The sequence below is a fragment of the Duganella sp. BJB1802 genome (assembly GCF_013369445.1).
Taxonomy (GTDB): domain Bacteria; phylum Pseudomonadota; class Gammaproteobacteria; order Burkholderiales; family Burkholderiaceae_D; genus Rugamonas; species Rugamonas vulcania_A.
The window spans coordinates 71,673-97,647 of sequence record NZ_JABWEF010000025.1; the positions used below are offsets into that span (position 1 = coordinate 71,673).

Annotated in this window: 25 protein-coding genes; 9 read left to right on the top strand and 16 right to left on the bottom strand. The window is 67.6% G+C overall.

The annotated features are described in order from the left end of the window. Position 1: 1 nt before the first annotated feature. From HUX88_RS28780 to HUX88_RS28855, 16 genes are all read right to left on the bottom strand, one after another. A complete protein-coding gene (locus HUX88_RS28780) occupies positions 2 to 178 on the bottom strand; it encodes a hypothetical protein (protein WP_176363978.1) in 177 nt (58 codons plus the stop codon). Continuing rightward, entirely contained in the window at positions 175 to 1,068 is an 894-nt protein-coding gene (locus HUX88_RS28785; RefSeq protein WP_117010257.1) for an ExeA family protein, read from the bottom strand. Before HUX88_RS28785 ends, HUX88_RS28780 begins: the two co-directional genes overlap by 4 nt. Beyond that, entirely contained in the window at positions 1,069 to 2,868 is a 1,800-nt protein-coding gene (gene mshL, locus HUX88_RS28790) for a pilus (MSHA type) biogenesis protein MshL (RefSeq protein WP_229219604.1), read from the bottom strand. After that, a complete protein-coding gene (locus HUX88_RS28795; protein ID WP_373886857.1) occupies positions 2,865 to 3,236 on the bottom strand; it encodes an MSHA biogenesis protein MshK in 372 nt (123 codons plus the stop codon). Before HUX88_RS28795 ends, mshL (HUX88_RS28790) begins: the two co-directional genes overlap by 4 nt. Beyond that, on the bottom strand, positions 3,233 to 4,042 hold the full coding sequence (gspM, locus tag HUX88_RS28800; protein ID WP_176363980.1) for a type II secretion system protein GspM: 810 nt from the start codon (positions 4,040 to 4,042) through the stop codon (positions 3,233 to 3,235). The genes HUX88_RS28795 and gspM overlap by 4 nt, the downstream gene beginning before the upstream one ends. After that, a complete protein-coding gene (locus HUX88_RS28805; RefSeq protein ID WP_176363981.1) occupies positions 4,039 to 4,701 on the bottom strand; it encodes an MSHA biogenesis protein MshI in 663 nt (220 codons plus the stop codon). Before HUX88_RS28805 ends, gspM begins: the two co-directional genes overlap by 4 nt. After that, positions 4,698 to 5,636 (bottom strand): agglutinin biogenesis protein MshI, encoded by a 939-nt coding sequence (locus HUX88_RS28810; protein WP_176363982.1) that lies wholly within the window; start codon positions 5,634 to 5,636, stop codon positions 4,698 to 4,700. Before HUX88_RS28810 ends, HUX88_RS28805 begins: the two co-directional genes overlap by 4 nt. Before the next feature lie 149 nt (positions 5,637 to 5,785). Then, the gene (locus tag HUX88_RS28815) at positions 5,786 to 8,959 is read right to left on the bottom strand and encodes a DUF6701 domain-containing protein (RefSeq protein WP_176363983.1); all 3,174 of its coding nucleotides are present in this window, start codon (positions 8,957 to 8,959) and stop codon (positions 5,786 to 5,788) included. A 10-nt stretch (positions 8,960 to 8,969) separates the two neighbouring features. Further along, a complete protein-coding gene (locus HUX88_RS28820) occupies positions 8,970 to 9,398 on the bottom strand; it encodes an agglutinin biogenesis protein MshP (RefSeq protein ID WP_176363984.1) in 429 nt (142 codons plus the stop codon). Further along, on the bottom strand, positions 9,395 to 10,228 hold the full coding sequence (locus HUX88_RS28825; protein WP_176363985.1) for a type II secretion system protein J: 834 nt from the start codon (positions 10,226 to 10,228) through the stop codon (positions 9,395 to 9,397). The genes HUX88_RS28820 and HUX88_RS28825 overlap by 4 nt, the downstream gene beginning before the upstream one ends. Next, positions 10,225 to 10,791, bottom strand: coding sequence for a hypothetical protein (locus HUX88_RS28830; protein WP_176363986.1), 567 nt, complete (start codon positions 10,789 to 10,791; stop codon positions 10,225 to 10,227). Before HUX88_RS28830 ends, HUX88_RS28825 begins: the two co-directional genes overlap by 4 nt. After that, positions 10,781 to 11,308: a Tfp pilus assembly protein FimT/FimU gene (locus HUX88_RS28835; protein WP_229219605.1), complete on the bottom strand. Its 528-nt coding sequence runs from the start codon at positions 11,306 to 11,308 to the stop codon at positions 10,781 to 10,783. The genes HUX88_RS28830 and HUX88_RS28835 overlap by 11 nt, the downstream gene beginning before the upstream one ends. Before the next feature lie 50 nt (positions 11,309 to 11,358). Then, positions 11,359 to 11,832 carry a prepilin-type N-terminal cleavage/methylation domain-containing protein gene (locus HUX88_RS28840; RefSeq protein ID WP_176363987.1) on the bottom strand — a complete coding sequence of 158 codons (474 nt, stop codon included), beginning with the start codon at positions 11,830 to 11,832 and terminating at the stop codon, positions 11,359 to 11,361. Between the two features lie 68 nt (positions 11,833 to 11,900). Further along, complete coding sequence (locus tag HUX88_RS28845) at positions 11,901 to 12,437, bottom strand: type II secretion system protein (RefSeq protein WP_217916486.1); 537 nt, start codon at positions 12,435 to 12,437, stop codon at positions 11,901 to 11,903. Continuing rightward, on the bottom strand, positions 12,437 to 13,672 hold the full coding sequence (locus tag HUX88_RS28850; RefSeq protein ID WP_176363988.1) for a type II secretion system F family protein: 1,236 nt from the start codon (positions 13,670 to 13,672) through the stop codon (positions 12,437 to 12,439). The genes HUX88_RS28845 and HUX88_RS28850 overlap by 1 nt, the downstream gene beginning before the upstream one ends. 1 nt (position 13,673) lies before the next feature. Continuing rightward, a complete protein-coding gene (locus HUX88_RS28855; RefSeq protein ID WP_176363989.1) occupies positions 13,674 to 15,380 on the bottom strand; it encodes a GspE/PulE family protein in 1,707 nt (568 codons plus the stop codon). Between the two features lie 164 nt (positions 15,381 to 15,544). On the opposite strand from HUX88_RS28855, the gene HUX88_RS28860 reads away from it, so the two are divergent. The 9 genes from HUX88_RS28860 to HUX88_RS28900 all read left to right on the top strand — a co-directional run. Then, positions 15,545 to 16,261, top strand: coding sequence for an ABC transporter ATP-binding protein (locus tag HUX88_RS28860; RefSeq protein ID WP_176363990.1), 717 nt, complete (start codon positions 15,545 to 15,547; stop codon positions 16,259 to 16,261). Then, positions 16,258 to 17,181 (top strand): ExeA family protein, encoded by a 924-nt coding sequence (locus HUX88_RS28865; RefSeq protein WP_229213197.1) that lies wholly within the window; start codon positions 16,258 to 16,260, stop codon positions 17,179 to 17,181. The genes HUX88_RS28860 and HUX88_RS28865 overlap by 4 nt, the downstream gene beginning before the upstream one ends. 63 nt (positions 17,182 to 17,244) lie before the next feature. Further along, positions 17,245 to 19,080, top strand: coding sequence for a pilus (MSHA type) biogenesis protein MshL (gene mshL / locus HUX88_RS28870; protein WP_176363991.1), 1,836 nt, complete (start codon positions 17,245 to 17,247; stop codon positions 19,078 to 19,080). Then, positions 19,077 to 20,621: a tetratricopeptide repeat protein gene (locus HUX88_RS28875; protein ID WP_229219607.1), complete on the top strand. Its 1,545-nt coding sequence runs from the start codon at positions 19,077 to 19,079 to the stop codon at positions 20,619 to 20,621. Before mshL (HUX88_RS28870) ends, HUX88_RS28875 begins: the two co-directional genes overlap by 4 nt. 7 nt (positions 20,622 to 20,628) lie before the next feature. Then, on the top strand, positions 20,629 to 22,332 hold the full coding sequence (locus HUX88_RS28880) for a GspE/PulE family protein (RefSeq protein ID WP_176363992.1): 1,704 nt from the start codon (positions 20,629 to 20,631) through the stop codon (positions 22,330 to 22,332). Then, positions 22,332 to 23,537 (top strand): type II secretion system F family protein, encoded by a 1,206-nt coding sequence (locus tag HUX88_RS28885; RefSeq protein WP_176363993.1) that lies wholly within the window; start codon positions 22,332 to 22,334, stop codon positions 23,535 to 23,537. Before HUX88_RS28880 ends, HUX88_RS28885 begins: the two co-directional genes overlap by 1 nt. 7 nt (positions 23,538 to 23,544) lie before the next feature. After that, the gene (locus HUX88_RS28890; RefSeq protein WP_176363994.1) at positions 23,545 to 25,116 is read left to right on the top strand and encodes a hypothetical protein; all 1,572 of its coding nucleotides are present in this window, start codon (positions 23,545 to 23,547) and stop codon (positions 25,114 to 25,116) included. Beyond that, complete coding sequence (locus HUX88_RS28895) at positions 25,113 to 25,793, top strand: hypothetical protein (RefSeq protein WP_117010237.1); 681 nt, start codon at positions 25,113 to 25,115, stop codon at positions 25,791 to 25,793. Before HUX88_RS28890 ends, HUX88_RS28895 begins: the two co-directional genes overlap by 4 nt. After that, positions 25,793 to 25,975 (top strand): hypothetical protein (locus HUX88_RS28900; protein ID WP_217916487.1); only part of this gene is annotated, 183 nt, incomplete at its 3' end. The genes HUX88_RS28895 and HUX88_RS28900, both read left to right, overlap by 1 nt.

Here is a 25,975-nt window from a genome sequence, read left to right on the forward strand (position 1 = left end):
ACTATACCAGCGAGGCCGTCGCGCCCACCGCCGTCAACACCAGCGCGCCGCCGATCGCCAGCGGCCGCCTGTCGCGCGGCTGTCCGCCCACGCCATGCAACTGCTGCTGGCGCAAGGCGTCATCGCCGGCGCCGCCGCGCGCATCGAGGTCCTGCAACATTTTATTGATCAGACTCATTTCGTCAACGCCCAAGTCAGGCCGCACGCGGCGATCAGCAAACTGACGCCGGCCATCAGCCATTGCCAACGCAAGCCCGCCTTCGACTGCACGGTATCGAGCGCCGCCATGTCCACATGACGGCGCGTCACTTGTTGCTTGCCTTCGCCGAAGCATAGCATCAACGACTTGTTTGCCATAATGTTCACCAGCCGAGGAATGCCGCCGCTGGCCTTGAACAGGCGTCCGATGGCGCCCCGGCTGAACAGGCGGCTGCCGCCATAGCCCGCCACGCGCAGCCGGTGGGCCAGGTAATATTCCATGTCGTCGCGGCTGAGCGGCCCCAGGTGGTAGTGGAAGGTGATGCGCTGCGCCAGCTGGCGGATCGAATTGGTCTGCAGATGCTGGTTCAGCTCCGGCTGCCCGAACAGCACGATCTGCAGCAGCTTGCGCTTCTCGGTCTCCAGGTTGGTCAGCAGGCGCAAGGCCTCCAGGCTCTCCAGCGGAATCGCCTGCGCCTCGTCGAGGCACATCACCACCTGCTTGCCCTCGCGCGCCAGGTCCATCAGGCGCTGCGTGAGCGACTTCAGCAACTGATGCTGGTCCACGTCGCGCTGCAACGGCAGTTCCAGCTCGTCCGCCAACGCCAGCATCAGCGTGCGCGGCTCCAGGTAGGGATTGGGAATGTAGGCCGTGACGAAGCCCTCGCCCAGCGTCGCCATGAACTTGCGGCACAACAGCGTCTTGCCGGTGCCGACCTCGCCGGTGATCTTGATGAAGCCCTCGCCGCTGCGCGCCGCCACCAGCAGCGTGTTGAGCGCCTGCTGCGAATGCGGGCTGGTGAAGAAGAAGCTGGTGTCGGGCGTGATCCCGAAGGGCATCTCGCCCAAGCCGAAGTGGGCCTGGTACATTTATTTGCGTCCTCCGGCAGGCGGCGCCAGTTGCTGGACCCGGCGGCTGGCATCGTCCAGGTCCTGCGCATAGCTGGACGCGCCATCGACGATGGTGGGCTTGATCAACACCACCAGCTCGCGCTTCTGCGTGCTGCGTTCGGTGTTGCGGAACAAGGCGCCGACCACCGGCAGGCTGCCGATGCCGGGCGCCTGGCTGTTGTCGTCGGTGCTGGACTGGCGCATCAGGCCGCCGATGGCGACGATGCGGCCATCCTGCCCGCGCACCATGCTGTCCATCTCAGACGTGCTCGACGCCGCCAGCGGCAGCTGCAGCGAACCGGCGCTGCCCAGGTTGACGATCTTGTTCACGGTCGACACCTGGCTCACCGACGGATGCACGTGCAGCATGATGTTGCCCTCGTCGTCGATCTGCGGCGTCACGTCCAGCACCACGCCGGAGAAGAACGGCTGCAGGGTCACGTTGGGGCTGGTGGTGTTGCCGCTGACGTTGGAGTTGGTCGTGGTGCTGACACCGGTCACATAGAATTCGTCGGTGCCGATCTTGAGCACGGCCTTCTGGTTGTTCATGGTGGCGATGCGCGGGCTCGACAGCACGTGCACCGAACCCTGCGACTCCAGGAAGGAAATCATCGCGGCGAAATTGCTGGTCTGGAAGGCCAGGCCGAACAGCGAGCCGGCGTTGTTGGCCGCGTTGGCCAGCGAGAAGCCGGTGCTGGCCGAAATGCCCGCCGTGCCGCCGCTGGTGATGACCGCCGGCTGGCCGCCGTTGGCAGGCAACGGCGCCAGTCCGGTGCCGGGCGCGAGGAAGCCGCCGGACAGGCGGTTGCTGCCGCCGCCGCCGAACGAGGCGAAGCTGGCCCAGTTGATGCCGCTCTGGAAGCCGCTGTTCAACTGGACTTCGAGGATCTTGGCCTCCAGGATCACCTGGCGTTCGACGGCCAGGCGGGTCGCCTTCAGATACTGGTCCACATTGCGCAGCTGCTCAGGCAAGGCGCGCACCACGATCACGCCCGATTGCGGACTGATCACCACGCTGCGGCCGTCGCCGGTGCCGCCGACCAGGGCCACCAGGGCTTCCTTCAGCTCGGTCCAGAAATCGGTGGCCGACGAGGTCTTGACGTTGCTGGAGTCTTCCATCGAATACTGCTGGTTGCCCTGCCCCGGTTGCTGCGGCTGGTTGCTCTGGCCGTTGCTGCCGCTGCCGGAGTTGCCGCTCTGGCCGGACACCACCGTACCCACCGTGTTCACCGATGTCGACGACACCCGCACATTGGACGTGCCCTTGCGCGTGGAGTTCAGGTAGTTGACCTGGAAGATGCGGGTCTGCATCGTCAGCGGACGGATGTAGATGCGCGTGCCCTCCACCTTGTAGTCGTAGCCGTACATCTCGCGCACCGCGTCCAATGCCTCGAACAGCGTCACGTCCTTCAGGTTAGCGGTGACGGTGCCGCTGACGTCCGGATGGATCAGCATGTTGTAGCGCGTGCCGGCCACGATGGAATTGTAGAACTGCTGCACCGGCACCTGGTTGAACGACACGTTGAAGCGCTCCTCCATCACCGCGCGCGCCTTGGGCAGCCCGGCCGCCATGGCCGCGGCCGGCGGCGGCAGCAGCGCGGCCTCCACCGCGGCCGGACTGGCGGGCTGCGCGTGGGCCTGGGCGGCGGCGTCGCGCACCTGCTGGTCGATGGTGTTGTAGGTGTCGCGCGGCGCCTGGGTCTGGCAGGCCGACAGCGCGGCGGCCGCGCCCAGCACGCCAGCCCAGCGCAGCATTGGGTGTGGTGTAAGTTTCGTCATTTAGTTTTCCCTGTCGGGTCTGCGGCCTCGGCCGGTTTGGGAAACAGGGTCAGGGTTTCCAGATTCTTGCCCCGGCGGAGTACCACCGAATTGTCGTTGATGCGGTCGAGTATTGCGTCGCCCACCTTGGCGCCGGCGCGCACGGTGGCGCCGTCGATCACCGCCAGCCTGCGGCCGCCGGGCGCGCGGCCGATCAGGATCGATTGCAGGCGCGGCCCCGTCGGCGCGCTGTCCGATGCGGCGGCCTCGCTGTCGGGTGCGGCCAGCGTGGCGGGCGGACGGGTCGGGTCGGCCATCTTCTGCGCCAGCGCCAGCGCGGGCAGCGCCAGCATCAGCAGCAGCGGCAGCAGGTTCGAGCGGCGGTTCACAGTGCGATCCATTTCTGATCTAGGCTCAGGGTGTACAAGGTCAGCGTCAGCCGTGCTTGCGGATATTGGTCGGCGTCGAGCGCGGCGGCACCCCAAAACAGCTGGGTCGGCATGGATTCAAGCGCCTCGAGGTAATCGATCATCTCCAGGTAACTGCCTTGCAGCACCAGCTGCACGCCGTGGCGGAACAACAGTGGCGCCGGCCCGGCCGCCGGACCGGCGGGCGGCTTGGCTGCGGCGGCGCTGGCGTTGCCGGGACCGTTCGCGCTGGGAGTGCCGTTCGCGTTGGGCTGCAGGATGGAGGCCGGCGTCGGCTGCGGCGGCGCGGCCGGACGCGCGGGCGGCGGCTCGGCCAGGTCCAGCGCGGCGAAGCTGCCGTCAACCGTGCCTTGCGGCGGCAAGGTCCTCAGCGACACCAGGCGCAGCTTGCCGTGTCCCTTAACCATCTGCTGCAGCAAGGCGCCCATGTGCTCCGGCGCCACCAGTCCTTTTTGCGCGCTGCGCAGTTTGGCGCGCAGGTCCGCGCTATCCTGCTGCAACACGCGCAGGCGCTCGCGCACTTCGCGGTCGGGATCGCGGCGCGACGCCACGTCGAGCTGTATCAGTTCGGAGTCGATGCCCGAGATCAGCATGCGCTGTTCCACCATGGCGGCGCGCAGCGTGCGCTCGCGCGTGTAGGCTGGATCGAGCACCAGCATGTACGTCAGGTACACCAGCATCGCCGCCGTCGCGCCCACCACCATCAACCGTTCGCGCTGGTTCAGGGCCATCAGCCAGGTGTCGAATTTGATCCAGTATGCTTTCATGGCCGCTCCGCCTTGCCGTGCTCGCCGGCCGATGCCGACTGCAGGCTGAATTCCACATAACGCGGCGCCACCGCCGGCGCGGCAGCGGCCGCATCGGCCTTCGCTTCAGCCTTGGGCTCGCGCATTTCCAGCTGGCCGAAGGTCTTGCCGCGCAAGACGGCCTCGCTGGCCAGGCCGTTCAGATAGCCCGGCAGCAGGCTGGCCTTGAGCGCCCGTCCCTGCAGGCCGATCGCATCGCCGCTGCCCTGGATGGTGACGCCGGTCAGCCACAAGCCATCGACGCCGCGCCGCGCGAAGGCGCGGAAGTATGCCGAATAGCCGCGCGTCGCACCCGGCTCGCCCTGTTCGAGTATGCCGGCGACCCGCTGCAGGTTGTGGAACTCCACGCCGGCCTGGTCCAGCTCCTGCCGCAGCGTCTCGCTCTTGCGCGGCGCGACGAAGGCGGCGGTGGCGGCGCTCTTGCGCTTCTCGTAACTGTCCAGGTTGGACTTGACGATGGCGGCCTCGTCCTCCAACGCCGCCAGCTGGACCTTGGTCCAGGCCGATACCCCGACCAGCAGCAGCACCAACGCGCCGATGCCGGCCGCCAGCACCGGCGCGGTGGCGTAGTTTTTCTTGCGCTGGAATCCAGCGTTGAACAGATTGATCTGCTGGCTCATGTGCTCGCCCTTTCACGCAGGGCCGCGCCCAGCGTGCGCAGGAAGCCGGCCTGCTGCGCGGGTTCCCGCAGCTCGGGCGCCGCGCTCAGGTCCAGCACCTTGGCCAGGTCCAGCTGCTCGACCGGCAGGTACAGATTGCTGGTCAGGTAAGTGCACAGGCCGCCCTCGCCCACCGGCGACAGCACCAGCTTGGCCACGGTGACAAACGAGAACTGCCGCTCGAAGTGATCGAGCGAGCGTTGCAGCTCCAGCGTGATGCGGTCGTACAGCTGATGCAGGCGGTCCGGGTCCGGATCCAGCAACTGGTTCAGCGTGATGTCGATGCGGCGCGCCAGGTAGAGCTCGGATTGATAGCTGACCGTCAGCAAACCGCCGTCGGCGTCGAAGGCCAGCAGCGCCAGGCCGCGTCCCTCCGGCTCCAGCAACGCCGAGATATTCCGCTGCGCCATCTCGCCGATGTCGATGGCGGTCAGCGCGATTTTGCTGTCGGCGAACAGCTGCTGGTGCGGCATCAGCACGCTGTTGCGGGCGGCCACCGCGAACGCCTGGCGCGCCTGGGTCGAGCCGCCGGCCGGCGGCAGCAGCGCCATGTCGATCGTGGCCTGCTCCAGCGGGAAGTCGATCATGTCCTTGACGCGCCAGCCCAGCGCGGTCTTCATCTCCGCCTCGGGCACATTGGGCGCCTCCACCATCAGCAGCTGATAGCCGCCCGCGCCCAGCAGCGTGGTGCATTGATAGCGGTTGGCATGCAAGTCCTTGCCCAGCCGCGCCAGCGTGGCGCCGGCCTCGTCGGCCTTGCCGGGATAGGACGCGGCCAGCACCACCTTCGGCAAGCCGTCGGTGCGGCGCTCGATCGCCGCCGCCTGCACGCCGTCCGCCGTCAGGCCGATGGCCAGCCAGCCGTTCTTTTTTTCAGCTTTTCCGAATAAACGCATCCGACTGTCTCAAATGATTAAGCACGGGATTCAATAATCGCCGCACGTCGTTGATTATATTCAAGTTTCATTGAGCCACTTCCCCTATTTCGGGCCGTGTCTCCAGTTTGCCTTCTTAATGCTCAGATACAAAATAAAATGAGGCGGATTCAATACACTTCCCTCAAGAAAATGACCGGACTGCGGTACAAGCCGAAAGTCACGCGCCCCTGGCCGGTCGGCAGCCACACCGGTTGGTTGATGACGGAGACGTTGGCGCCGCTCTTGCCGGCGCTGCTGCCGGCCTTCAGGCTCACGCCCGCCACGCCGGCGCTCATCGTGTAGGTCGGCTGGGCGCCGCTGGCCGGCGACGGGCAGGCCAGCAGGCAGCTGGTGTATTGCAAGTCCGTCGCCGGCGTGACCTGGGTGGCGCTGTCGCTGAGGTTGTTGCGCCAGGCGCGCACGGTGGCGCCGCCGACGGTGGCCTGGCCGTAGTACTGGACGGCCAGCTGCAGCGTCACCGGCAGGTTGGACGCGCCGTAAGCATTCGGCACGAACAGGCGGCCGGACACCACCGCCACGCCGCCCTCCACCGCGCCGGTGCGCAGCGACGTGACGCCGTCGTTGGGCGCGCCGGTCTCGTCGGCGCGCACGTAGACCATGGTCGGCGGCACCCAGTTGTTGGCGAACGGCGCGGTCGACACGTAGGGGTTCGGCAAGGTATAGACCGGATTGGCGTTGGCCGTGCCGCCGGGCGGCGGGAGCGGGTTGGCGGGGTCGGTAACGACGCCGAAATCGGTGGCGGCCAGGTTGTTGGCGCTCATCGCCGCCCCGGCCGGCGAGGCCGGCGGATTGGCGGTGGTGGTCGAGCCGGGCGCCGACCAAGCCGACAGCTGCACCGCGCGCGCCAGGGCGCCGCGATAGTTGACGGTGGTGGCGCCCTGCAGGTTGGCCGCCGTCACCTTCACCTTGAACGACTGGCGCGAGTACGCCATGCCGGCCACCGAGGCCGGGCAGCTCATGCCGGCCGGGTCGCAGGCCATGGGCGCCGTCACCACCGTGTCGAAATGGTCCGGCACGAAGCGGCCGACGTTGACCGGCACCGACACCACGCCGCCGGTGCCGAGATAGCTGCCACTAGGCGTGGAGGCATCGGGCGGAGCGATCACCGGCGTGATTTCCAGCACGCCGACATCGGCGTACGAAAACGCGTTGCCGGTGGCGCTGCCGCCGCTGAAGGCGCCCAGGCCGCCGTTCAGCACCAGCTCGTCCTCGGGCTTCGTCGGGTCGGCCAACATGTCGACCAACCGGTCGCCGTTCGCGTCCTTGGCCGCCTTCACGGTCAGTTTGATGGCGACCGGTGTGCTTTCCTTGCCAAAGTTGGGCGCCGGCGCGCCGCCATACATCAGCGCGCTGACGGTCAACGGGAACGCGGTGCCGGCGCTGATGAACACGGGGTCGGTGACCGATGCCGCCGGGTTGCCGGCATGGTTGCCGGATGGCGTGAACAAGGCCAGCTTGTCCGGACGTTCGACGAAGGGGCCGCTGGTGCCGTAGCGGGCGCTGTTGTCGCTGACAAGGAACTCGATGCGTCCCACGTCCGCGTAGTGGAACTTGTACATATAGACCGAGCTGGCCATGCCGGCGGCCATGTCGACGTTGTTCAAGCCGGTCCAGGTGGACGAGTTCTGCGCCGGCATCGCGCCCGAGCGGGCGCACAGCGGCAGCGTGCTGGTGCCGCCGCCGACCATGCTGAAGGTGGCGCGCACGCCGGCGTCCTGCGCCGGATCGTGGCAGGACAGCGCGTACTTGACCTGGATCGTCGTGACCGAGTTCGACAACGCGGTCGGCACGCCGGCGGCCACGAAGGTCAGGTACATCGGGATATCCATGTTGGCCACATACTGCTTGCCGGTGAAGTCGATCGGCTGGCAGGTCTGGCCCGGGTCGTCGAACGCCAGGCCGTTCACGCACTGGCCCTGGTCGGGCCGGTTGTCGTCCTTGGAGACGGTGTACACATAGGTCGGCGTAAAACCCGCCGCCCCCACCAGCGAGCTGACGGTGGAGGTATCGTTGCCGTCGTAGTAATCGAACAACTGGCCGCTGACGGTGGCGCTGTTGACCACCAGGCCGCTGGCGGCTGCGGCCGTGGTCACCCGCAGCGTGATCACCGGCAGCGTGGCGCCGGCGGCCATCGTCGCGCTGTAGGTGCAGGTGAGCTTCTGCCCCGCCATGCCGCACACCCAGCCCGTGCCGCCGGCGCTGACGAAGATCAGCGACGACGGCAGCACGTCCACCACGGTGGTCGGGCCGCCCTCGGCCAGCGGGCCGTTGTTGCTGACCTTGATGAGGTAGTTGCTGGCCTGCGCAGGCTGCAACGGGGTTTGCAGCGTCATCGAAATGGCGCGGTCGGCGGCCGGCACGTTGGGCGCGGCGATCACCTCGGCGTTCAGCAGCACCAGGTCCTGGCCGGACTGGTAGTCGCTGCGCGCCTGGGTCTGGCCGGCCTTGATGGTCGGCGACGACACGGTGTAGGCGTCGAAGTCGATGCCGTAGGACTTGTCGTCGCCGTCGATGTTGGAGGCCGAGTTGAACTGGTTGCCGGACGGGTTCATCGCATCGACCAGCTCGACCCCGTTGTAGCGCAAGATCTCGCCGCCGCCAGACAGCGTGGGGTCGCCCTCCCAGGTGATATGGCCGATCCTGCCGGTCAGGTTGCCGATCGGCGTGGGGGTCTTGAAGTTGGCCAGCGTCAGCGTCACGGAGGAATAGCGGATGTACTGCAAGCCTTCGTAGACGTTGAGCACCCGGAACGGCTCGCTGGGGTCCGAGTACACCACCAGCAGCTGGAAGCCGCCCAGCACGCCCTCCACCGCGCAATAGGGACTGCCGCTGTTGATGGTCAGGTCGTCGACCTTGTAGTTGCCGTTGCCCTTGGCGATCACCTGCGCGGTCACGTCCACCGAGCCCGCGAAGAAGTCGTAGCCCACCGTGGCCGACGTGTAGCGCCGGTTGCTGGGCGCGCTCACCGGGTCGCCGTCGAACGTCACATCGAAATCCGGGGTCGAGCCGGAGCCGGCCCAGTACAGCTGGGCGCTGAGGATGGTGGCGCTGTGCGGCACATCCTTCAGCTTGAGTTGCAGGGTGCCGTTCTTGAGGGCGCAGGGATCGGTATCGTTGTCCTTGGCGCGCATGGTGACCTGGGCGCCGGTGAAGCTGACGTTGCCGGCGAAGCTCTTGAACAGCGTGATCGGCGTATCGGCGCGCGCCGCGCCGGCGGCCAGCGCGCACAGCAGCGCCAGCACGCAGGCCAGCCAGTGCGGAATTCGTGTCATGGTTCGCATCGTCGCCTCCTCAGAACTGGACCATGACCGTGCGCTGCACATAGTCGGCGCTGGTGGTGGCGGCGTTCGGACACGCGCCGCCGGCCGGCTGGTTGCAGGCGGTGGCGGTGACGGTGATCCGGTTCATCTCCGGGCCCATGCCGGGCGTGGGGTTGACGGTGCACTGCACGGTCACGGTAAAGGTCGACAAGGTGCCGCCCAGCGGGAAGCTGGTGACGGCCACGCAGCTGCTGTTGATCCGCTGCTGGTACAGGCCGTATTCGACGCCGGCGCGGGCCGCCTCGTAGGCGCGCGCGCCCAGCAGATCCAATGCCGAGCTGGTCTGCTGCGAGGTGGTCAGGCTCATCATGGCTACGCCCAGCGCCGACAGCACCACCACCAGGAACAGCGCGGTGACGATGGAGAAGCCGGCGGCGAGGCGTTGGCGGATCGGTCTCATGGCGTGTTGTCCAGGTGAACCTGGCGCACCAGGCTGATGGTCTCGCCATTGGTGCGCGCCAGCGTCAGCGACACGGACACCAGCGCCGCGTTGGTGTTGGCCAGCACGGTGCTGTCGAAGTCGCAGCCCGCGACGAAGTTGGCCAGCAGCGCCGCCGCGCCGTACGGCGGCGCGCCCAGCCCGTTCAGGCCGATGATCTGGCTGGTGAAGTTGCGCGTCAGCGTGCCGCCGGTGGCGGATGGCGCGCAGACATAGGTCACGGTGCCGGTCACCACCTGGAAGCGGCTGGTCGGCGATTGCATCGATGGCGACTGGGCCGCGAACGGATTGGTGGTCAGCGTGACGCGGGTGCCGTTGACCGCCGTCACGCGGGCGGCGTTGCCGAAGGTGCGGGCGTCCGCCGGCGCGGTGCCGATGTTGAACACGGTGATCCAGTTGCCCGGCACGATCGCCATGCGTCCGGTGGGCGCGGCGCCGGCGATGTCGAACTGCAGGCTGGCGGCCGGGCTGAAATCGAGCGGCAGCAGGGCGGCCGGCGGCGAATCGGCGATGTCGATATAGCGGCCGCCGGTGCTGGTCAGCAGGAACTGCAGTGTGTGGCGGTCGGCCGAGATCAGCACGCTGTTGGGCAGGGCCAGCCGCAGCTCGCGCGTCATGCGGCGCAGGGCCAGGTCGGCGACGTCGGTCATGTCGACGCGGGCGGCCGTGTCGACATAGTTCTGCACCGGAGTCTTGAGGAACACCGCCACCATGCCGGCCAGGATGCCGGTGACCACCATGACGATGATCACCTCCACCAGCGTGAAGCCGCGCGCGCGATGCCTGTTCATAGCGACCTCGGCGCGTAGCGGGTGCGGTAGCCGTCCAGCACCACGGGGTCGCCGCCGGTGTAGGTGACGGTAACGGTGATGTGCAGCACGTTCATGTTTGCCGACGTCGCATCCGAAGGGATCTGGGCGCCCGCCGGGCCGAGCGTGGCGTCGGGAGCGATCGCCACAACCGCCTGATAGCCCGCCGGGAAGGCATTGCCAGCGGCGTCGGTGGTGTAGGTGCCGGCATAATCGCTGACGTTGTCGAAGGGGCGGCCGATGTTGTTGACCTCCAGGCCGAGCACTTCCGGAATCGTGCATTTGGCCGGATTCACCGTGTCTGGCTGCTCGGCCGCAGGATCGTTGGCATCGCAGAACGTGAAGCGCGCCAGCCGAACTTCCTCCATCATGCCCTCGGCCAGGGCCAGCGCCTGCTTGCGCCGCATCGGATCGGGACTGGAGCGCGCGCCGAAGCCCAGCACCTGCAGCACGCCGACCACGGCGATGCCGACGATGACGATGAACATGATCAGCTCAACCAGGCTCAGGCCCGACTGCGCGCGCGAGGCCGGCTTAATAGACATAGCCGGTCACCGGAGTCACGATGATGTTGTGGGTGCTGCCGTCGCCGGTGACGGCCAGCGTCAGCGGGGCGAAGGTCGAGTTCAGTCCGCCCGGCGGATCGTTCGCCGCGAAGGGTTGGCCGGTGGGATCGAAAAAGAAGGTGGCGGCGGAGGCCGCCAGGCCGTTGGGCACGCCTTCGCAAGCCCAGGCGGTGGTGCCGCAGCTGGCAAGGGTGGCTTTGGTGCCGCTGTTGGATCCGCCCGCCGGCGGCAGGTGCGCCGTGCAGTTGGCGTCGTAACACAACGCCGCGCTGCTGCCGTTCAGCCGTACGAAGACGTTGCGGCCCTGGGCGATGGCGATCTTCTGGCCGTAGCGCAGCAAGGCCCTCGTCTGGTCGGTGTAGGCGACCGCGTCAAAGCCCTGGCGCTGGAAGAAGCGCGGCGCGGCAATGCCGCCCAGGATGCCAACCACCACCAATACCGTGATCAACTCGACCAGCGTGAAACCACCCAGCCTCGCGGACCGGGTACGGCGCATCGGCGCCAGCCCCATCACGCCGCCCCCCGGCCAGCCATTGCCAGCGGCGATTAACAGTTGGCGGCGGTGGCCGCCACTACCACAACGGCGCCGCCAGCTGCGCTGGCGCTGTAGGTGATCGTACATGCGGCGTGATTGAGGTCGGGACGCAAGACGCCGTCATTGGCAAAGGTCGACGTATCATAATCAGCCAAGCCACCCGCAGCGACCAGCGCGCCAGCCAGCGTCGGATAACCGGTAGCCGTATCGACGGTTACAGCAGGATTGTCATAGGTTACGGTGGCGGCGGTGGTTGGCGAGCCTGCCGCCAACCAGCGTCCGTGATACATATTAGCTCCGCTCAACAAAGCCGCGCGAGCCCCTTCCATTTTGGCCAAGCGCGCATCACCGCCCAGGTTGGCGAACCGTGGCAGTGCAGTCGCTGCCAATACCCCCAAAATGACGATGACGACGATCAGCTCGATCAGCGTAAAACCGCCCTGCTGTGGCCGATATTTGAAAAGGCTTGCTTGTTTGGTTTGCATTTGAATCTCCAGACCTGGCTAAGAAAAGTTCATCAACGCCTTCCTGCGGCGGATCGCGGCAGCGGCAATTATTCGGGGACTTCGATTAGCGCGACACCGGTATTGTTTCCCGGCTGGCGCTCTGCGTTGGCGTTTTTTGAGGGCAAGCGCAGTAATTCTACCTTGAAACAAATGTTCCTTGAGGCACCATTTAACAAATTTCCTTGCTCTCCCCTCACGAATATCAACTTTTGTTGAGCTGGATCAAAATACCAATTGCCAGCTTTAACATTTTTTGCCGCGCCGTCTGTTAGCTCGCCGACATAGTTGCCCGGCGCCCGGTCCAGCCAGGCCACCGGATTGGCGCCGGCCAGCGCGTCGATTTCCCGCTCCCTGCCCTGCGCCTGCAAGGCTATCACCTTGCCGGACAAGGCGCTGCGCATATTGATCAGCAAAGCCTGCACCCCAGCCTCGTCGCCGGCGCGGCGGTAGTACGCCACGCGCTCCAGCGCCACTGTTATCAACACGCCAAAAATGCAAGCCACCACGGCGAACTCGAACAGCGTGAATCCCCGCCCCCGCCGCCGTTGTGGCCGCACAACACCCGATAAGCGCAGGCGGCCCATCAGTGCGGCAACGCCACTTTGCCCAGATCCCAGATCGGCACGAAAATACCCAGCGCCAGCACCAGCACCAGCACGCCGAGGAAGGTGATCAGGATCGGTTCGATCTGCGCGGCCAGCGTCTTCAGTTCGTAATCCACCTCGCGCTCATACATCTGGGCGATCTCGTCCATGAGCTCGTCCAGCGAACCGGACTCCTCGCCCACCGCGATCATCTGCAGCACCACCGGCGTGAACACCTTGGCCGCCACCGAGGTGCGCAGGATGCTGTCGCCGCGCTCGACGCCGTCGCGCATCTGCTCGACGCGGGTGCACAGGTAGGAGTTCTCCACCGTCTGCGACACCACCGTCAGCGCCTGCACGATGGGCACGCCGCTGCGGCTGGCCAGCGAGAAGCTGCGGGCGAAGCGCGCCATCGTGGCCTTGTGGATGATCTTGCCCGCGATGGGGAATTTCAGCTTGTAGCGGTCCCACTGGTAGCGGCCGGCGCTGGTGGCCACCCAGTAGCGGAAGCCGAACACCGCGCCGCCGGCCATCACCAGCAGCTGCGGCCAGTAGGTGACGGTGAAGTGCGAGGCGCCGATCAACAGGCGCGTCATCAGCGGCAGCTGCGCGTGAAAGCTCTCGAACACCTTGACGAATTGCGGGATCACGAACACGTTGACGATCACGATGGCGATGATCATGGCGACGATGACGAAGATCGGATAACGCACCGCGCTCTTGACGCGGGCGCGCATCTCGCGGTCGAACTCGAGGTGGTCGAACAAGCGCAGGAACACCTCCTCCAGCCGCCCGGTCATCTCGCCCACGCGCACCATGGACAGGTAGAAGTCGTCGAACACGGTGGGATGGCGGCGCATCGCGGCCGACAGCTCGCGGCCGGCGTCGAGCGACTCGCGCAGGTCCTTGATCACCTTGGCGAACGATTTGCTGATCGCCGATTCCTGCAGGCCGGCCAGCCCGCGCATGATGGGCACGCCGGCCTTGAGCAGCGTGTACAGCTGGCGGCTGAACAGTTGCACATCCATCGACGTGACCTTTTTTTCAAGCAGCGTGGTCCACCAGGGCTCGCCGCTGGAGCTGCCGCTGGCGGCCTTGCGGGTCAGCGCGATCTCGACCGGGATGGCGCCGGCGCTGCTCAAATGATCGGCCACGGCGCCGCTGTCGGCCGCCTCCAGCACGCCCTGCATCAGTTCCCCGCGCGCGCTGCGCGCCTTGTAGGCATAGAACGGCACGTCAATCCTCGATCTGGTTACTGATGCGCATCGCCTCGGCCACCGTGGTGCGGCCCTGGATCACCAGCGCCACCGCGTGCCGGCGCAAGGTTTCGCCGGCCATCTGCGTCGCCGCCGTGCGCAGGAAGTGCGACGGATCGGGATCGTTGGCGGCCTCGACCACGTCGCGCGTCATCTCCAGCAGCTCGTACACGCCGGTACGGCCGCGATAACCCATGCCATTGCAATGCGAACAACCCTTGCCGTGGAAGTAGCGTCCCATGTCCACCTTGTCGCGCAGCTCCATGCTCAGCCACTCGCGCTCGGTCGGCGTCAACTCGTACGGCGTGGTGCAGCTTTCGCAGATCACCCGCACCAGGCGCTGCGCCAGCACGGCCTGCAGCGAACTGCCGACCATGTAGCGCGGCACCCCCATGTCCATCAGGCGCAGCGGCGTGCTGGCCGCGTCGTTGGTGTGCAGGGTCGATAGTACCAAGTGGCCGGTCATGGCGGCGCGCAAACCGATCTGGGCCGTTTCCTGGTCGCGCATCTCGCCCACCAGCACGATGTCCGGGTCCTGCCGCAGCGCCGAGCGCAGCACGCGCGCGAAGCTCAGCTCGATCTTGTCGTTGACCTGCACCTGGTTGATGCCTTGCAGCCGGTATTCGACCGGGTCCTCCACCGTGATCAGCTTTTTCTCCACCGAATTGAGCTCGGCCAGCGCGCAGTACAGCGTGGTGGTCTTGCCGCTGCCGGTCGGCCCGGTCACCAGCACCAGGCCGTTGGGGCGCTGGACGATGGCGCGGAACTTCTCCAGCATCGCCTTCGGCATGCCGATCGCGTCCAGCCGCAGCTGGGTGTTGCTCTGGCTGAGCAGGCGCATCACCACCGATTCGCCGTACTGGGTCGGCATGGTCGAGATCCGCACGTCGATGCGCTGGTTCTTCACGCGCACGGCGAAGCGGCCGTCCTGCGGCAAACGCTTTTCCGAGATGTCGAGCTCGGACATCAGCTTGAGCCGCAGCGCCAGCGACGGCGCGATCTTGATGTCGGCCTCGGTCTGCAGGTGCAGCACGCCGTCGATGCGGAAGCGGATCTGCAGCCGGCCCTCCTGCGGCTCGATGTGGATGTCCGAGGCGCGCACCTGGCTGGCGTCGTCGAACACCGACTGCAGCAGCTTGACGATGGGCGCCTCCTCCAGGTTGGCGTTGGCGGCGGCCAGCGCGCCGAAGTCGACCGAGACGTCGCCCAGGTCCTGCTCCAGCTCGCGCGCCAGGTCGGAGATGTCCTCGGTGCGGCGGTAGATGCGGTCGATCGTGCCCAGCACCTCGGTCTCGTTGACCACGGCCAGCTCGATCGGCTGCTTGACGATGCGCGCGATCTCGTCGTAGGCGAACAGGTCGGTCGGATCGGACATGCCCACCAACAGCGAGCCGCGCCGGTCCTCCAGCACCAGCGCGCGGAAGCGGCGGGCCTGGGTCTCCGGCAGCAGCCGCACGATCTCGGGATTGACGTTGTAAAACTTCAGGTTCAGGTAGGGAATGCTCAGCTGACGCGCCAGCGCGCCGGCGATCTGTTCCTCGGTGACATAGCCGTTGTCGATGAACACCCGGCCCAGCTTGCGTCCGCTGCGCTTTTGTTCGGCCAGCGCCAGGCCCAGTTGCTCCTCCGTCAGCAGCTTCTGCTGCACCAGAATTTCCCCAAGCCGCACTTTCTCTGGCCTTGCCATACCCGCTCCCCGGCCTCTGCCGTCAGTCAACTTGCGGCCATTCTAGTGCAGAATCCGGCGTCGCAACACCAGGACATGCGGCGGGCGCGGCCGGGTGTCGCTTTCTTCGCACGAATGCGCTACAGTGTCGTTCGTTTTCCAGCCACACAGAGCCACCACCTTCCATGACCGCACCCGCCCTGCGCTTCCAGCAAGTTGTCAAACGCTATGGCCAGTCCGAGGTATTGCGCGGCGTGGACCTGGAGCTGCGGGCGGGCGAATGCTTCGGCCTGGTCGGCGTCAACGGCGCCGGCAAGACCAGCCTGATCAAGTGCCTGCTGGATTTCTGCGCCCTCGACGGCGGCAGCATCGACATCTGCGGCCAGCCGCACGACCGCCCGGCCAGCCGCCAGCCGCTGGGTTACCTGCCTGAACGCTTCACCCCGCCCTACTACCTGACCGGCGCCGACTTCATCCGCTACCTGCTCACCTTGCAGGGCCTGGCCTACGACCCGGCCGCGGTCGGCGCCATGCTGGCGGCGCTGGACCTGGACCCGGCCGCGCTCAAGCGCACGGTGCGCGGCTATTCCAAGGGCATGACGCAGAAACTCGGGCTGGCCGCCTGCCTGCTGGCGCGCAAGCCGCTGTATGTCCTGGACGAGCCGATGAGCGGCCTCGACCCGAAAGCGCGCGCCCTGCTCAAACAACAATTGCGCCAGCTGCACCAGGCCGGCGCCACCGTGTTCTTGACCTCGCACATGCTGGCCGACGTCGACGAGCTGTGCGACCGCATGGCCATCCTGCACGAAGGCCGCGTGCGTTTCGCCGGCTCGCCGGCCGAGTGCCGCGAGCGCTACGGCGCCGCCAACCTGGAGCAAGCCTTCCTGGCTTGCATCGCGTGACCATGTACCAGTCGCACTTCGGCCTGCGCGAGACGCCGTTCGGCATCACGCCCAATCCCGCCTTTTTCTACGCCGGCAACACCCGTGGCGAAATCCTGCAAGCCTTGCTGTATGCGGTCTGCCACGGCGAAGGCATCGTCAAGGTGACCGGCGAGGTGGGCGCCGGCAAGACCATGTTGTGCCGCATGCTGGAGAGCCAGCTGCCGCCGCACGTGGACGTGATCTACCTGGTCAACCCCAACCTCGATCCGCAGGAAGTGCAGTACGCCATCGCCGCCGAGCTGGGCATCGACGGCCACGGCCTGCGCATCGATGAGGTCCAGCGCCGGCTGCAGGCCGACCTGATCGCCCGCCACGGCCAGGGCCGCCAGGTGGTGCTGCTGGTCGAGGAAGCCCAGGCCATGCCGCTCGACACGCTGGAGGCGATCCGCCTGCTGACCAACCTGGAGACCGCGCGCAGCAAGCTGCTGCAGATCGTGCTGTTCGGCCAGCCCGAGCTGGACCAACACCTGGACCTGGCCGGCATGCGCCAGCTGAAGGAGCGCATCACGCACAGCTTCACGGTGCCGGCGCTGGCGCCGTCGCTGATCGGCGAGTTCCTCGAATTCCGCCTGCGCGCGGCCGGCCACGACGGCCCGGCCATCTTCAGCCCGGCCGCCGCCCGCCTGATCGCCCAGCGCTCCGAGGGCATCGTCCGCCGCATCAACATCCTGGCCGACAAGGCCCTGCTGGCCGCCTTCGCGGCCGACGCCACCACCGTCAGCGCCCGCCACGCGCGCCAGGCGATCCGCGAATCGGCCTTCCGCCGGCGCGGCTGGCGGCAAACCTTCCCCTTGCGCGCTGTTGCTGTGGGGGCCCTGGCGGTCCTGCTAATTTGGGCTATTTACGGGGCCATCCTTGCGGTGGCACCGAATTTGTAAGATCATGGTGTCTATATTGCAAATGCACAACATCGTGCATTCCCTCCGGGCCGGAAAGAATCAATGAAAAAACTCGCCTCCCCCATCGTGCCTATGGTGTGCAGCGTGTTGCTGAGCGCCTGCGCGACCCATCCCCTGCCCAATTCGCCGACCCACATCATGGAAGCGCCGCGTCCGGCCGGGTCGATCCCGGAACCGGTGCAGCAGAGCGCCGCGCTGCCGCCGCCGGCCGCCGCGCCCAAGGTCGAGACCTACAGCGTGACCGTGCACAAGGTGCCGGTGCAGTCGCTGCTGTTCGCGCTGGCGCGCGACGCCGGCCTGAACGTCGACGTCCATCCGGGCATCGAGGGCACCGTCACGCTCAACGCGCTGGACCAGACGCTGCCGCAGCTGCTCAACCGCATCCAGCGCCAGGTCGACATGCGTTATGAAATCAACGGCGGCACGCTGACGGTCCTGCCGGACACGCCGGAGTGGCGCAACTACAAGGTCGACTACGTCAACATCGCGCGCAGCACCAACAGCAGCGTCAACATCGCCACCCAGATCTCGACCACCGGCGGTGGCAGCGGCAGCGCCTCCAATCCCGTGGTCGGCACGCCGGCCACCGGCCAGCCGCAGCAGCCGCAACAGCAGCAGCAGTCGGCGCCGGCCAACAACGGCGCCAACGGCAACGGCAGCAACAACTCGACCACCGTGGTCAACAACCGTTCCGACAACAACTTCTGGTACAGCCTGGAGAAGAACATCCGCGACATGCTGCGCGCCTCCAACCTGGGCGACAACCCGGTCGATCCGCTGGCCTCGATGAACGGCGCCACGCCGGGCGCGACGGCGCAGACGCCGTTCGACGCCTCCGGCTTCGGCGGCGCGAAAGGCGGCGCCAACGCGCAGCGCGGCACCTCGGTCATCGTCAACGCCGAGGGCGGCCTGATCGCCGTGCGCGCCACCGCCCGCCAGCACGAGAAGATCCGCGAATTCCTCGACATCGTGCTGGGCGCGGCCAAGCGCCAGGTGCTGATCGAGGCCACCATCATCGAAGTCCGGCTGGGCGACCAGTACCAGCAGGGCATCAACTGGCAATCGCTGGCGCGGGGCGGCCTCAAGCTGAACCAGGGCGCGCTCGGCTCGGCCACGCTGCCCACCGCCACCAATCCGGGCGTGTTCGTGATGAACTACACCAATCCAACCAGCCGGCTGGGCAATATCGCCGCCACCATCGAGCTGCTCGAATCGTTCGGCAAGGTCAAGGTGCTGTCCAGCCCCAAGATCAGCGTGCTCAACAACCAGACCGCGCTGCTCAAGGTGGTCGACAACAACGTCTTCTTCTCGATCAAGGTCACGCCGGCGGTGCTGGGCTCGACCGGCACGCCGATTTCGCAAGCCACCTATGAATCGCACCTGGAGACGGTGCCGGTGGGCTTCGTGATGAGCGTGACGCCGCAGATTTCCGAGTCCGACGAGGTCACGCTCAACGTCCGGCCGACCATCACCCGCGTCGTCGGCTACGTCAACGACCCCAACCCGGACCTGGCCAAGGCCAATGTCATCAGCAAGGTGCCGGTGATCCAGGCGCGCGAGCTGGAATCGCTGATGAAGGTGTCCAGCGGCCAGATCGCCGTCATGGGCGGACTGATGCAGGACTCGATCGACAACGCCAAGGACGGCATCCCCGGTCTGAGCAGCGTGCCGCTGATCGGCGACCTGTTCTCCCACCGCAACGAGAACACCACCAAGACCGAGCTGGTGATCTTCATGCGGCCGGTGGTGGTCAAGGACGCCAGCGTCAACGGCGACTACAAGGACTATCGTTATCTGCTGCCGAGCGAGAAGCCGGACAGCGCTCCCTATGGCGCGGCCACGCCGGCCCCCGCCCCAGCCAAGGCGAACGGATCATGAGTCTCCTAATGCAAGCGCTCAAGAAGGCTGAGCGGGCCAAGCAAAGCGCGGCCGACGACGACGCCACCGACAAGCCGTCGCAGGCGTTCGACGACGTCCTGGCGCTGACGCCGGAACCGGCGGCGCCGGCCCGGCCCGGCCCGAGCCTGGACCTGGAGCCGATGTCCGGCCTCAGCCTGGAGCCGATCGCGGCCACGCCGCAGGCCAACCTGCAGCCCTCGCCCGACCCGCTGCCGGCGCCCAGCGACCACCGCACCGCCGGCCTGACGCTGGACCTGGCGCCCGATCCGTCGGCGCCGCCGCCGGCGAGCGCGATGGCGTTCGAACCCGCGCCGGCCACCGCGCCCGCGTTCGCGTCGAAGACCGCGCCCGCCCCGGCCCCGGCGCCCGCCGGCCCGGCCGCCGGCGCCGCCGCGTCCGCCGCCAAACCGCGCCGGCGCCGCGCGCCGACAAGGCCGAGCAGGCCGCTCCCCCGAGGTGGCGCGGCCTGCGCGCGGCGCCAGCGGCGGCCGCTACTGCGCTGTCCGAATCGGCCGGCCTGGACCGCGAACGCCTGCGCCTGGTCGGCTGGGTCGCGCTGCTGGTGCGGTCGGGCCGGTGGCATGGGTTATTATTACTGGCAGGCGATCGCCGCGCCGGGCGCCGGCTCGCTGCCGCCGGTGCCGATGCCGCCGATCGGCGCCACCGGCGCCACCGGCGCCACCCCGGTCAAGGTCGCCGTGGCGCCGGACGCCGCCGATGCCGCGCTGGCCGACACCGCGCCGATAGCGCCGTCGGCCGCCCACGCCGGCAGCGAGGAACTGGAACGCCGCCTGAGCGCCGCCGAACAGGCGCTGGCCGCGTCGCAACAACTGATCCAGACCCAGATGGCGCAGCTGAGCGCGCCCCGCCCCGACCGCCTGCCGCCGATCGCCGCGCCGGACAACACCGACATCCGCGTGGCCCGCGCCAGCAAGCGGCAAGCGGTGGCACCGGCGCTGGAGAACGGCTACCAGGCCCTCAACAGCGGCGACCTGGCGCAAGCCCAGCAGCAGTACGAGGCCGCGCTGCGCGACAGCCCGACCAGCCGCGACGCCCTGCTCGGCCTGGCCGCGCTGGCCGCCCGCAAGGGCCAGGGCGAACAGGCGGCGGGCTACTACCTGCGCCTGCTCGAACTCGATCCGAACGACGCCACCGCCGTGGCCGGCCTGGTCGGCGTGCGTCAGGGCGACACCGCCCAGAGCGAGGCGCGGCTGCGCGCCATCCTCGGCACCAACCCGGACGCCGGCCCGGTGCTGTTCGCGCTCGGCAACCTGCAGGCCCAGCAGGGCCGCTGGCCGGAGGCGCAGCAAGCCTACTTCCGCGCCTACACCGCCATGCCGGACAATCCCGACTACGCCTACAACCTGGCCATCGGCCTGGACCGCCTGAACCAGGGCAAGCTGGCCCTGAAGTACTACCAGCGCGCGCTGGCGCTGGCGCAGGACCACGCCGCCGCGTTCGACCGCAACGCGCTGCGCACGCGCATGCACGAGCTGAGCGCGCCGGCCAAACCACAATAAGAGATCCATGGCAGAACAAGTCAAACTCCCGCTCGGCAAGCTGCTGATCCAGAAAGGCGTGATCAGCGAAGACCAGCTGCGCATCGCGCTGATCGAGCAGAAACGCAGCAGCGAGCCGCTGGGAAAACTGTTGATCACGCTCGGCTTCGTGACCGAGGCCACGGTGCGCATGGCGCTGTCGGAAAACCTCAACCAGCAGAGCGCCGACCTGACCAGCCTGGTGGTGGACGCCATCGCCCTCAAACTCATCCCCAAGGACGTGGCCAAGCGCTACAAGGTGTTCCCCATCGTGTACGAGCGCGCCACGGACAACCTGATCCTGGCCATGTCGGACACCAGCAACATCGTCGCGCTGGACCAGATCAGCGCCATGCTGGTCAAGGGCATCACCATCAGCCCGCTGCTGGTGAACGATTCCGACATCCAGCGCGCCATCGACCAGTACTACGGGTTCGAGCTGTCCATCGACGGCATCCTGCACGAGATCGAAACGGGCGAGGTCAACTACGCCAGCCTGGGCAGCACCTCGGACGAGTACAGCCAGCCGGTGGTGCGCCTGATCGACGCCATCCTGGCCGACGCGGTGCAGAACGGCGCCTCCGATTTGCACTTCGAGCCGGAGCAATCGTTCCTGCGCATCCGCTACCGCATCGACGGCATCCTGCGCCAGATCCGCAGCCTGCACAAATCGTACTGGCCGGCGATGGCGGTGCGCCTGAAGGTGATGAGCGGCATGAACATCGCCGAGACCCGCGCGCCGCAGGACGGCCGCATCTCCATTAAATTCTCGGGCCGCCAGATCGACTTCCGCGCCTCGGCGCAGGCCACCACGCACGGCGAGAACTTCGTGCTGCGCGTGCTGGACCGGCAGAAGGGTATCGTGCCGCTGGACGGCCTGGGCCTGGAGGAAAACGAGCTCAACCTGTTGAAGCTGATGATCGCCCGCCCCGACGGCGTGATCCTGGTGACCGGGCCGACCGGCTCGGGCAAGACCACCACCTTGTATTCGATCCTCAACCACATCAACACCGAGAGCGTCAACATCATGACGCTGGAGGACCCGGTCGAGTACCCGATGAACATGATACGCCAGACCGCCGTCAACGAGTCGGCCAAGATGGGCTTTGCCGACGGCATCCGCTCGATGATGCGGCAGGATCCGGACATCATCCTGGTCGGCGAGATCCGCGACCGCGAGACCGCCGAGATGGCGTTCGCGGCCGCCATGACCGGCCACCAGGTGTATTCGACGCTGCACACCAACTCGGCGATCGGCTCGATCTCGCGCCTGCTCGACATCGGCGTGGTGGCCGACATCATGGCCGGCAACATCATCGGCATCATCGCCCAGCGCCTGGTGCGCCGGCTGTGCCCGCACTGCCGCGAGGCCTATCCGGCCGAGGACCTGGAACGCCGCCTGCTCGGCCTGTCCCAGGACGCCGCGCCGTTCACGCTGTACCGCGCGGTCGGCTGCGAGCGTTGCGGCCACCAGGGCTACAAGGGCCGGCTGGCCATCATGGAGCTGCTGAAGATGACGCCCCAGCTCGACGAGATGGTGGCGCGGCGCGCCTCCTCGCGCGAGCTGAAGAACGCCACCGCCGCCGCCGGCGTGCGCTCGCTGGTGGACGACGGCCTGCGCCGCGTGCGCGAGGGCGTGACCACGCTGGAGGAAGTGTCGCGCGTGGTCGACCTGACGGACAGGCTGAGCTGATGCCCCAATACCTCTACCGCGCCATGGACGCCAGCGGCCAGCTGCTGCTGGGGAATATGGACGCGCTCAACGAGCCCGACCTGGAGCTGCGCCTGCACCGCATGGAGCTGGACCTGATCGACTGCCAGGTGTCGCGCCAGAAGCTGGCCGCCATCGGCCGGCGCGACATCACGCGCAAGGACCTGATCAACTTCTGCTTCCAGATGGAGCAGCTGACCGGCGCCGGCGTGCCCATCCTGGAAGGCCTCAACGACCTGCGCGACAGCATGGACCATCCGCGCTTCCGCGAGATCATCACCGACCTGATCGAGAACATCGAGGGCGGCCTGCAGCTGTCGGGCGCGCTGGAGGCCTACCCGGACGTGTTCGACAAGACCTTCACCAGCCTGATCACCGCCGGCGAGCGCACCGGCAAGATCTCCGAGGTGTTCCTGAACCTGTCGGACAGCCTGAAGTGGCAGGACGAGCTGGCCTCGCAGTCGCGCAAGATCGTCATGAAGCCGCTGTTCGTCGGCGTGGTGATCCTGGGCGTGGTGGCCTTCCTGATGATCTACCTGGTGCCGCAGCTGACCGCCTTCATCAAGAACATGGGCAACGAGCTGCCCTTCCACACCAAGGCGCTGATCTTCGTCTCCGACATCTTCATCCACTACTGGTACGTGCTGCTGGCGCTGCCGGTGGCGCTGTATTTCGGCGGCCGCGCCTGGCTGGCGCGCAGCGAGCAGGCGCGCTACAACTTCGACGCCTTCAAGCTGCGCATCTGGATGATCGGCCCGGTGCAGCACAAGATCATCCTGGCCCGCTTCGCCACCTTCTTCGCGCTGATGTACGGCGCCGGCATCACCATCCTCGAATGCATCCGGCTGTCCGAGGGCATCGTCGGCAACCGCATGGTGGCGGCCGGCCTGCGCCGCGCGGCCCAGCTTATTTCAGAAGGCCAGAGCGTGACGGCGGCGTTCCAGAACACCGGCATCTTCCCGCCGCTGGTGATCCGCATGCTCAAGGTGGGCGAGGCCACCGGCGCGCTGGACGGCGCGCTGCGCAACGTCAGCTACTTCTACAACCGCGAAGTGAAGGAGATGATCGAGAAGGTGCAGGCGATGATAGAGCCGGCCATGACCGTGGTGCTGGGCCTGCTGCTGGGCTGGATCATGCTGTCCGTGCTGGGGCCGATTTACGACACCATCTCCAAGATCCGACCCTGAGGCCGCCGTGTTGCACAGCCATTTACTTTATCTCAGCAGCGAATTCGTGTGGGCCTACCCGTGGCACAAGGACGCGCTCGGCGAGCCCACGCGCTACCCCAACGACCGCGCCGGCGTCGACGCCTTCATGGACGACCTCGACGCGCGGCCCTACGGCCCGGTCTACCTGATGGTCGACCTGATCGAGGAGGATTTCCAGCGCATCACGCTGCCGCACGTGACCGGCCGCTCGGGCCGCCGCCTGCTGGCGCGCCGGCTGCTGCAGCAATACCGCGAGACGCCGTACCGCTACGTGCGCGTGCAGGGCCGCGAGCCGGACGGCCGCCAGGACGACATCGCCCTGCTCAGCGCGCTGACCAATCCGGCGCTGGTGCAGCCCTGGGTGGAGGCGCTCGAACTGCTGCGCGCGCCGCTGGCCGGGCTGTACTCGACCACGCTGATGACCTCCTCGCTGGTGCGCAAGCTGGGCCTGGCGGACCGGCGCCTGCTGCTGGTCACGCAGCAATCGGCCGGCCTGCGCCAGAGCTACTTCCTCGACGGCCAGCTCAAGTTCTCGCGCCTGACGCTGGCGGTGGACCGCGACGGCGCCCCGGTCGACGTCGCCCGCGAGACCGCCAAGACCCAGCAGTTCCTCACCAGCACCCGCCTGATCGGGCGCGGCGAGGTGCTGCACACGGTGATCCTGGCGCCCGACGAGACGCTGGACCGGCTGGAGCCGCAGTGCCAGGACGGCCCCGAGACGGCCTACCATTTCGAATCGATGGACACCGCGGCCGGGCGCACCGGCCTGCCGCAGGCGCCGGAGCTGGCCGACATCCTGCTGCTCACGCTGCTCGGCCGCGAACGTCCGGCCAGCCAGTACTCGCTGGGCGAGGCGCGCCGCTACTTCCAGCTGTGGCGCGCGCGGCTGGCCCTGTTCAGCGCCGGCGCCGTGCTGGCGGCCGGCACCCTGGTCTGGCTGGGCGTCGACGTCTGGCGCTATGTCGAGGCCACCTCGGCCACCGACGCCATGTACGCCGAGGCCAAGCAGTACGACAACCGCTACCGCGCCGCGCTGTCGACCATGACGCCGGCCATCGACAAGACCGCCAACATGAAGGCCGCCGTCACGGTGGCGCAGCTGCTGGTGCGCCAGGGGCCGCAGCCGCTGCCCTTGATGACGCACCTGAGCGCGGCGCTCGACAAGGTGCCGCAGATCCATCTGGTCCAGCTGGACTGGAAGATCGCGCCGCCGGCCGCGCCGGCCGATCCGGCCGCCACCGGCTTTATGACCAGCGCCCCGGGGACGGCGACGGAGCCGATCTCGTCGCTCATGCTGGGCCTGCCGGGCAAGGTGCCGCAGGCGCTGCGGCTGGAGGCCGAGATCATGGTGCCGCCGGATAATTACCGCGAAGTGGTCAACACCATGAACGCCTTCACCCAGGAACTGGCGCGCCAGCCGCGCATGACGGTGGAGATCGTGCAGCAGCCGGTCGACACCCGCTCCAACGTCAAGCTCAGCGGCAAGGCCGGCGGCGGCCCCGTGGGCGGCGTCGAGACCAAGGCCCGCTTCATCCTCAACCTGAGCTGGCAGCCATGAACGCCTCCCCCGCCCCCTTCAGCAAGAAGCCTGCCCGCGCCGCCAGGCCGCTGCCTTACTGGCTGCGCGAGTTCGCGCTGATCCGGCTGGCCGTGGTGGTGGCCGCCGGCGCCCTGGCCATCGGCGTGGCGACCGTGTTCGCCAGCAGCTGGTACGTCCACCACGCCGAGGAAAACCGCCTGCAGGCGCTGCAGACGCGCGACGCCGCGCGCCAGCGCTTCGCCCAGGTGGAAACGGAAAAGCGCGAGATCCGCGCCTTCCAGCCGCAGTTCGCGCTGCTGCGCAGCCACGGCCTGATCGGCGAGGAGAACCGCCTCGACTGGGTCGAGCAGATCCGCCAGATCCAGGAGCGCCGCAAGCTGCCGCCGCTGAGCTACGAGATCGAGCCGCAGCAGGCCGTCAAGCTGGACGCGCCGCTGCCGCTGGGCGACTACGCGCTGCGCGGCAGCCGCATGAACCTGCGCATGGAGCTGCTGCACGAGGGCGACCTGTTCAACTTCCTCGAAGACCTGCGCCAGCGCGGCTATTACGCGGTGCAGCAATGCACGCTCAAGCGCGTCGGCGGCCCGCAGAACGTGCCGAACGCGCCGACCATCGGCGCCGACTGCAAGCTCAACTGGCTGACGCTGGCGCCGTCCGCCGCGCTCAACGCCGCCGTGCGCAAGAAAGGTTCGTGATGACCCAGTCGACTCCATTGATCCGCGCCTTGCTGCTGGCCTCGCTGGCGGCGGCCCCGCCAGCGGCAGCCCAGCAAGTGGCGCTGGGCCGGCTGTTCGCCACGCCGGCCGAACGCGGCGCGCTGGACCGCCAGCGCGAGGCCGGCCCCGCCGCCGTGCCCGCCATGCCCGGCGCGGCGGCC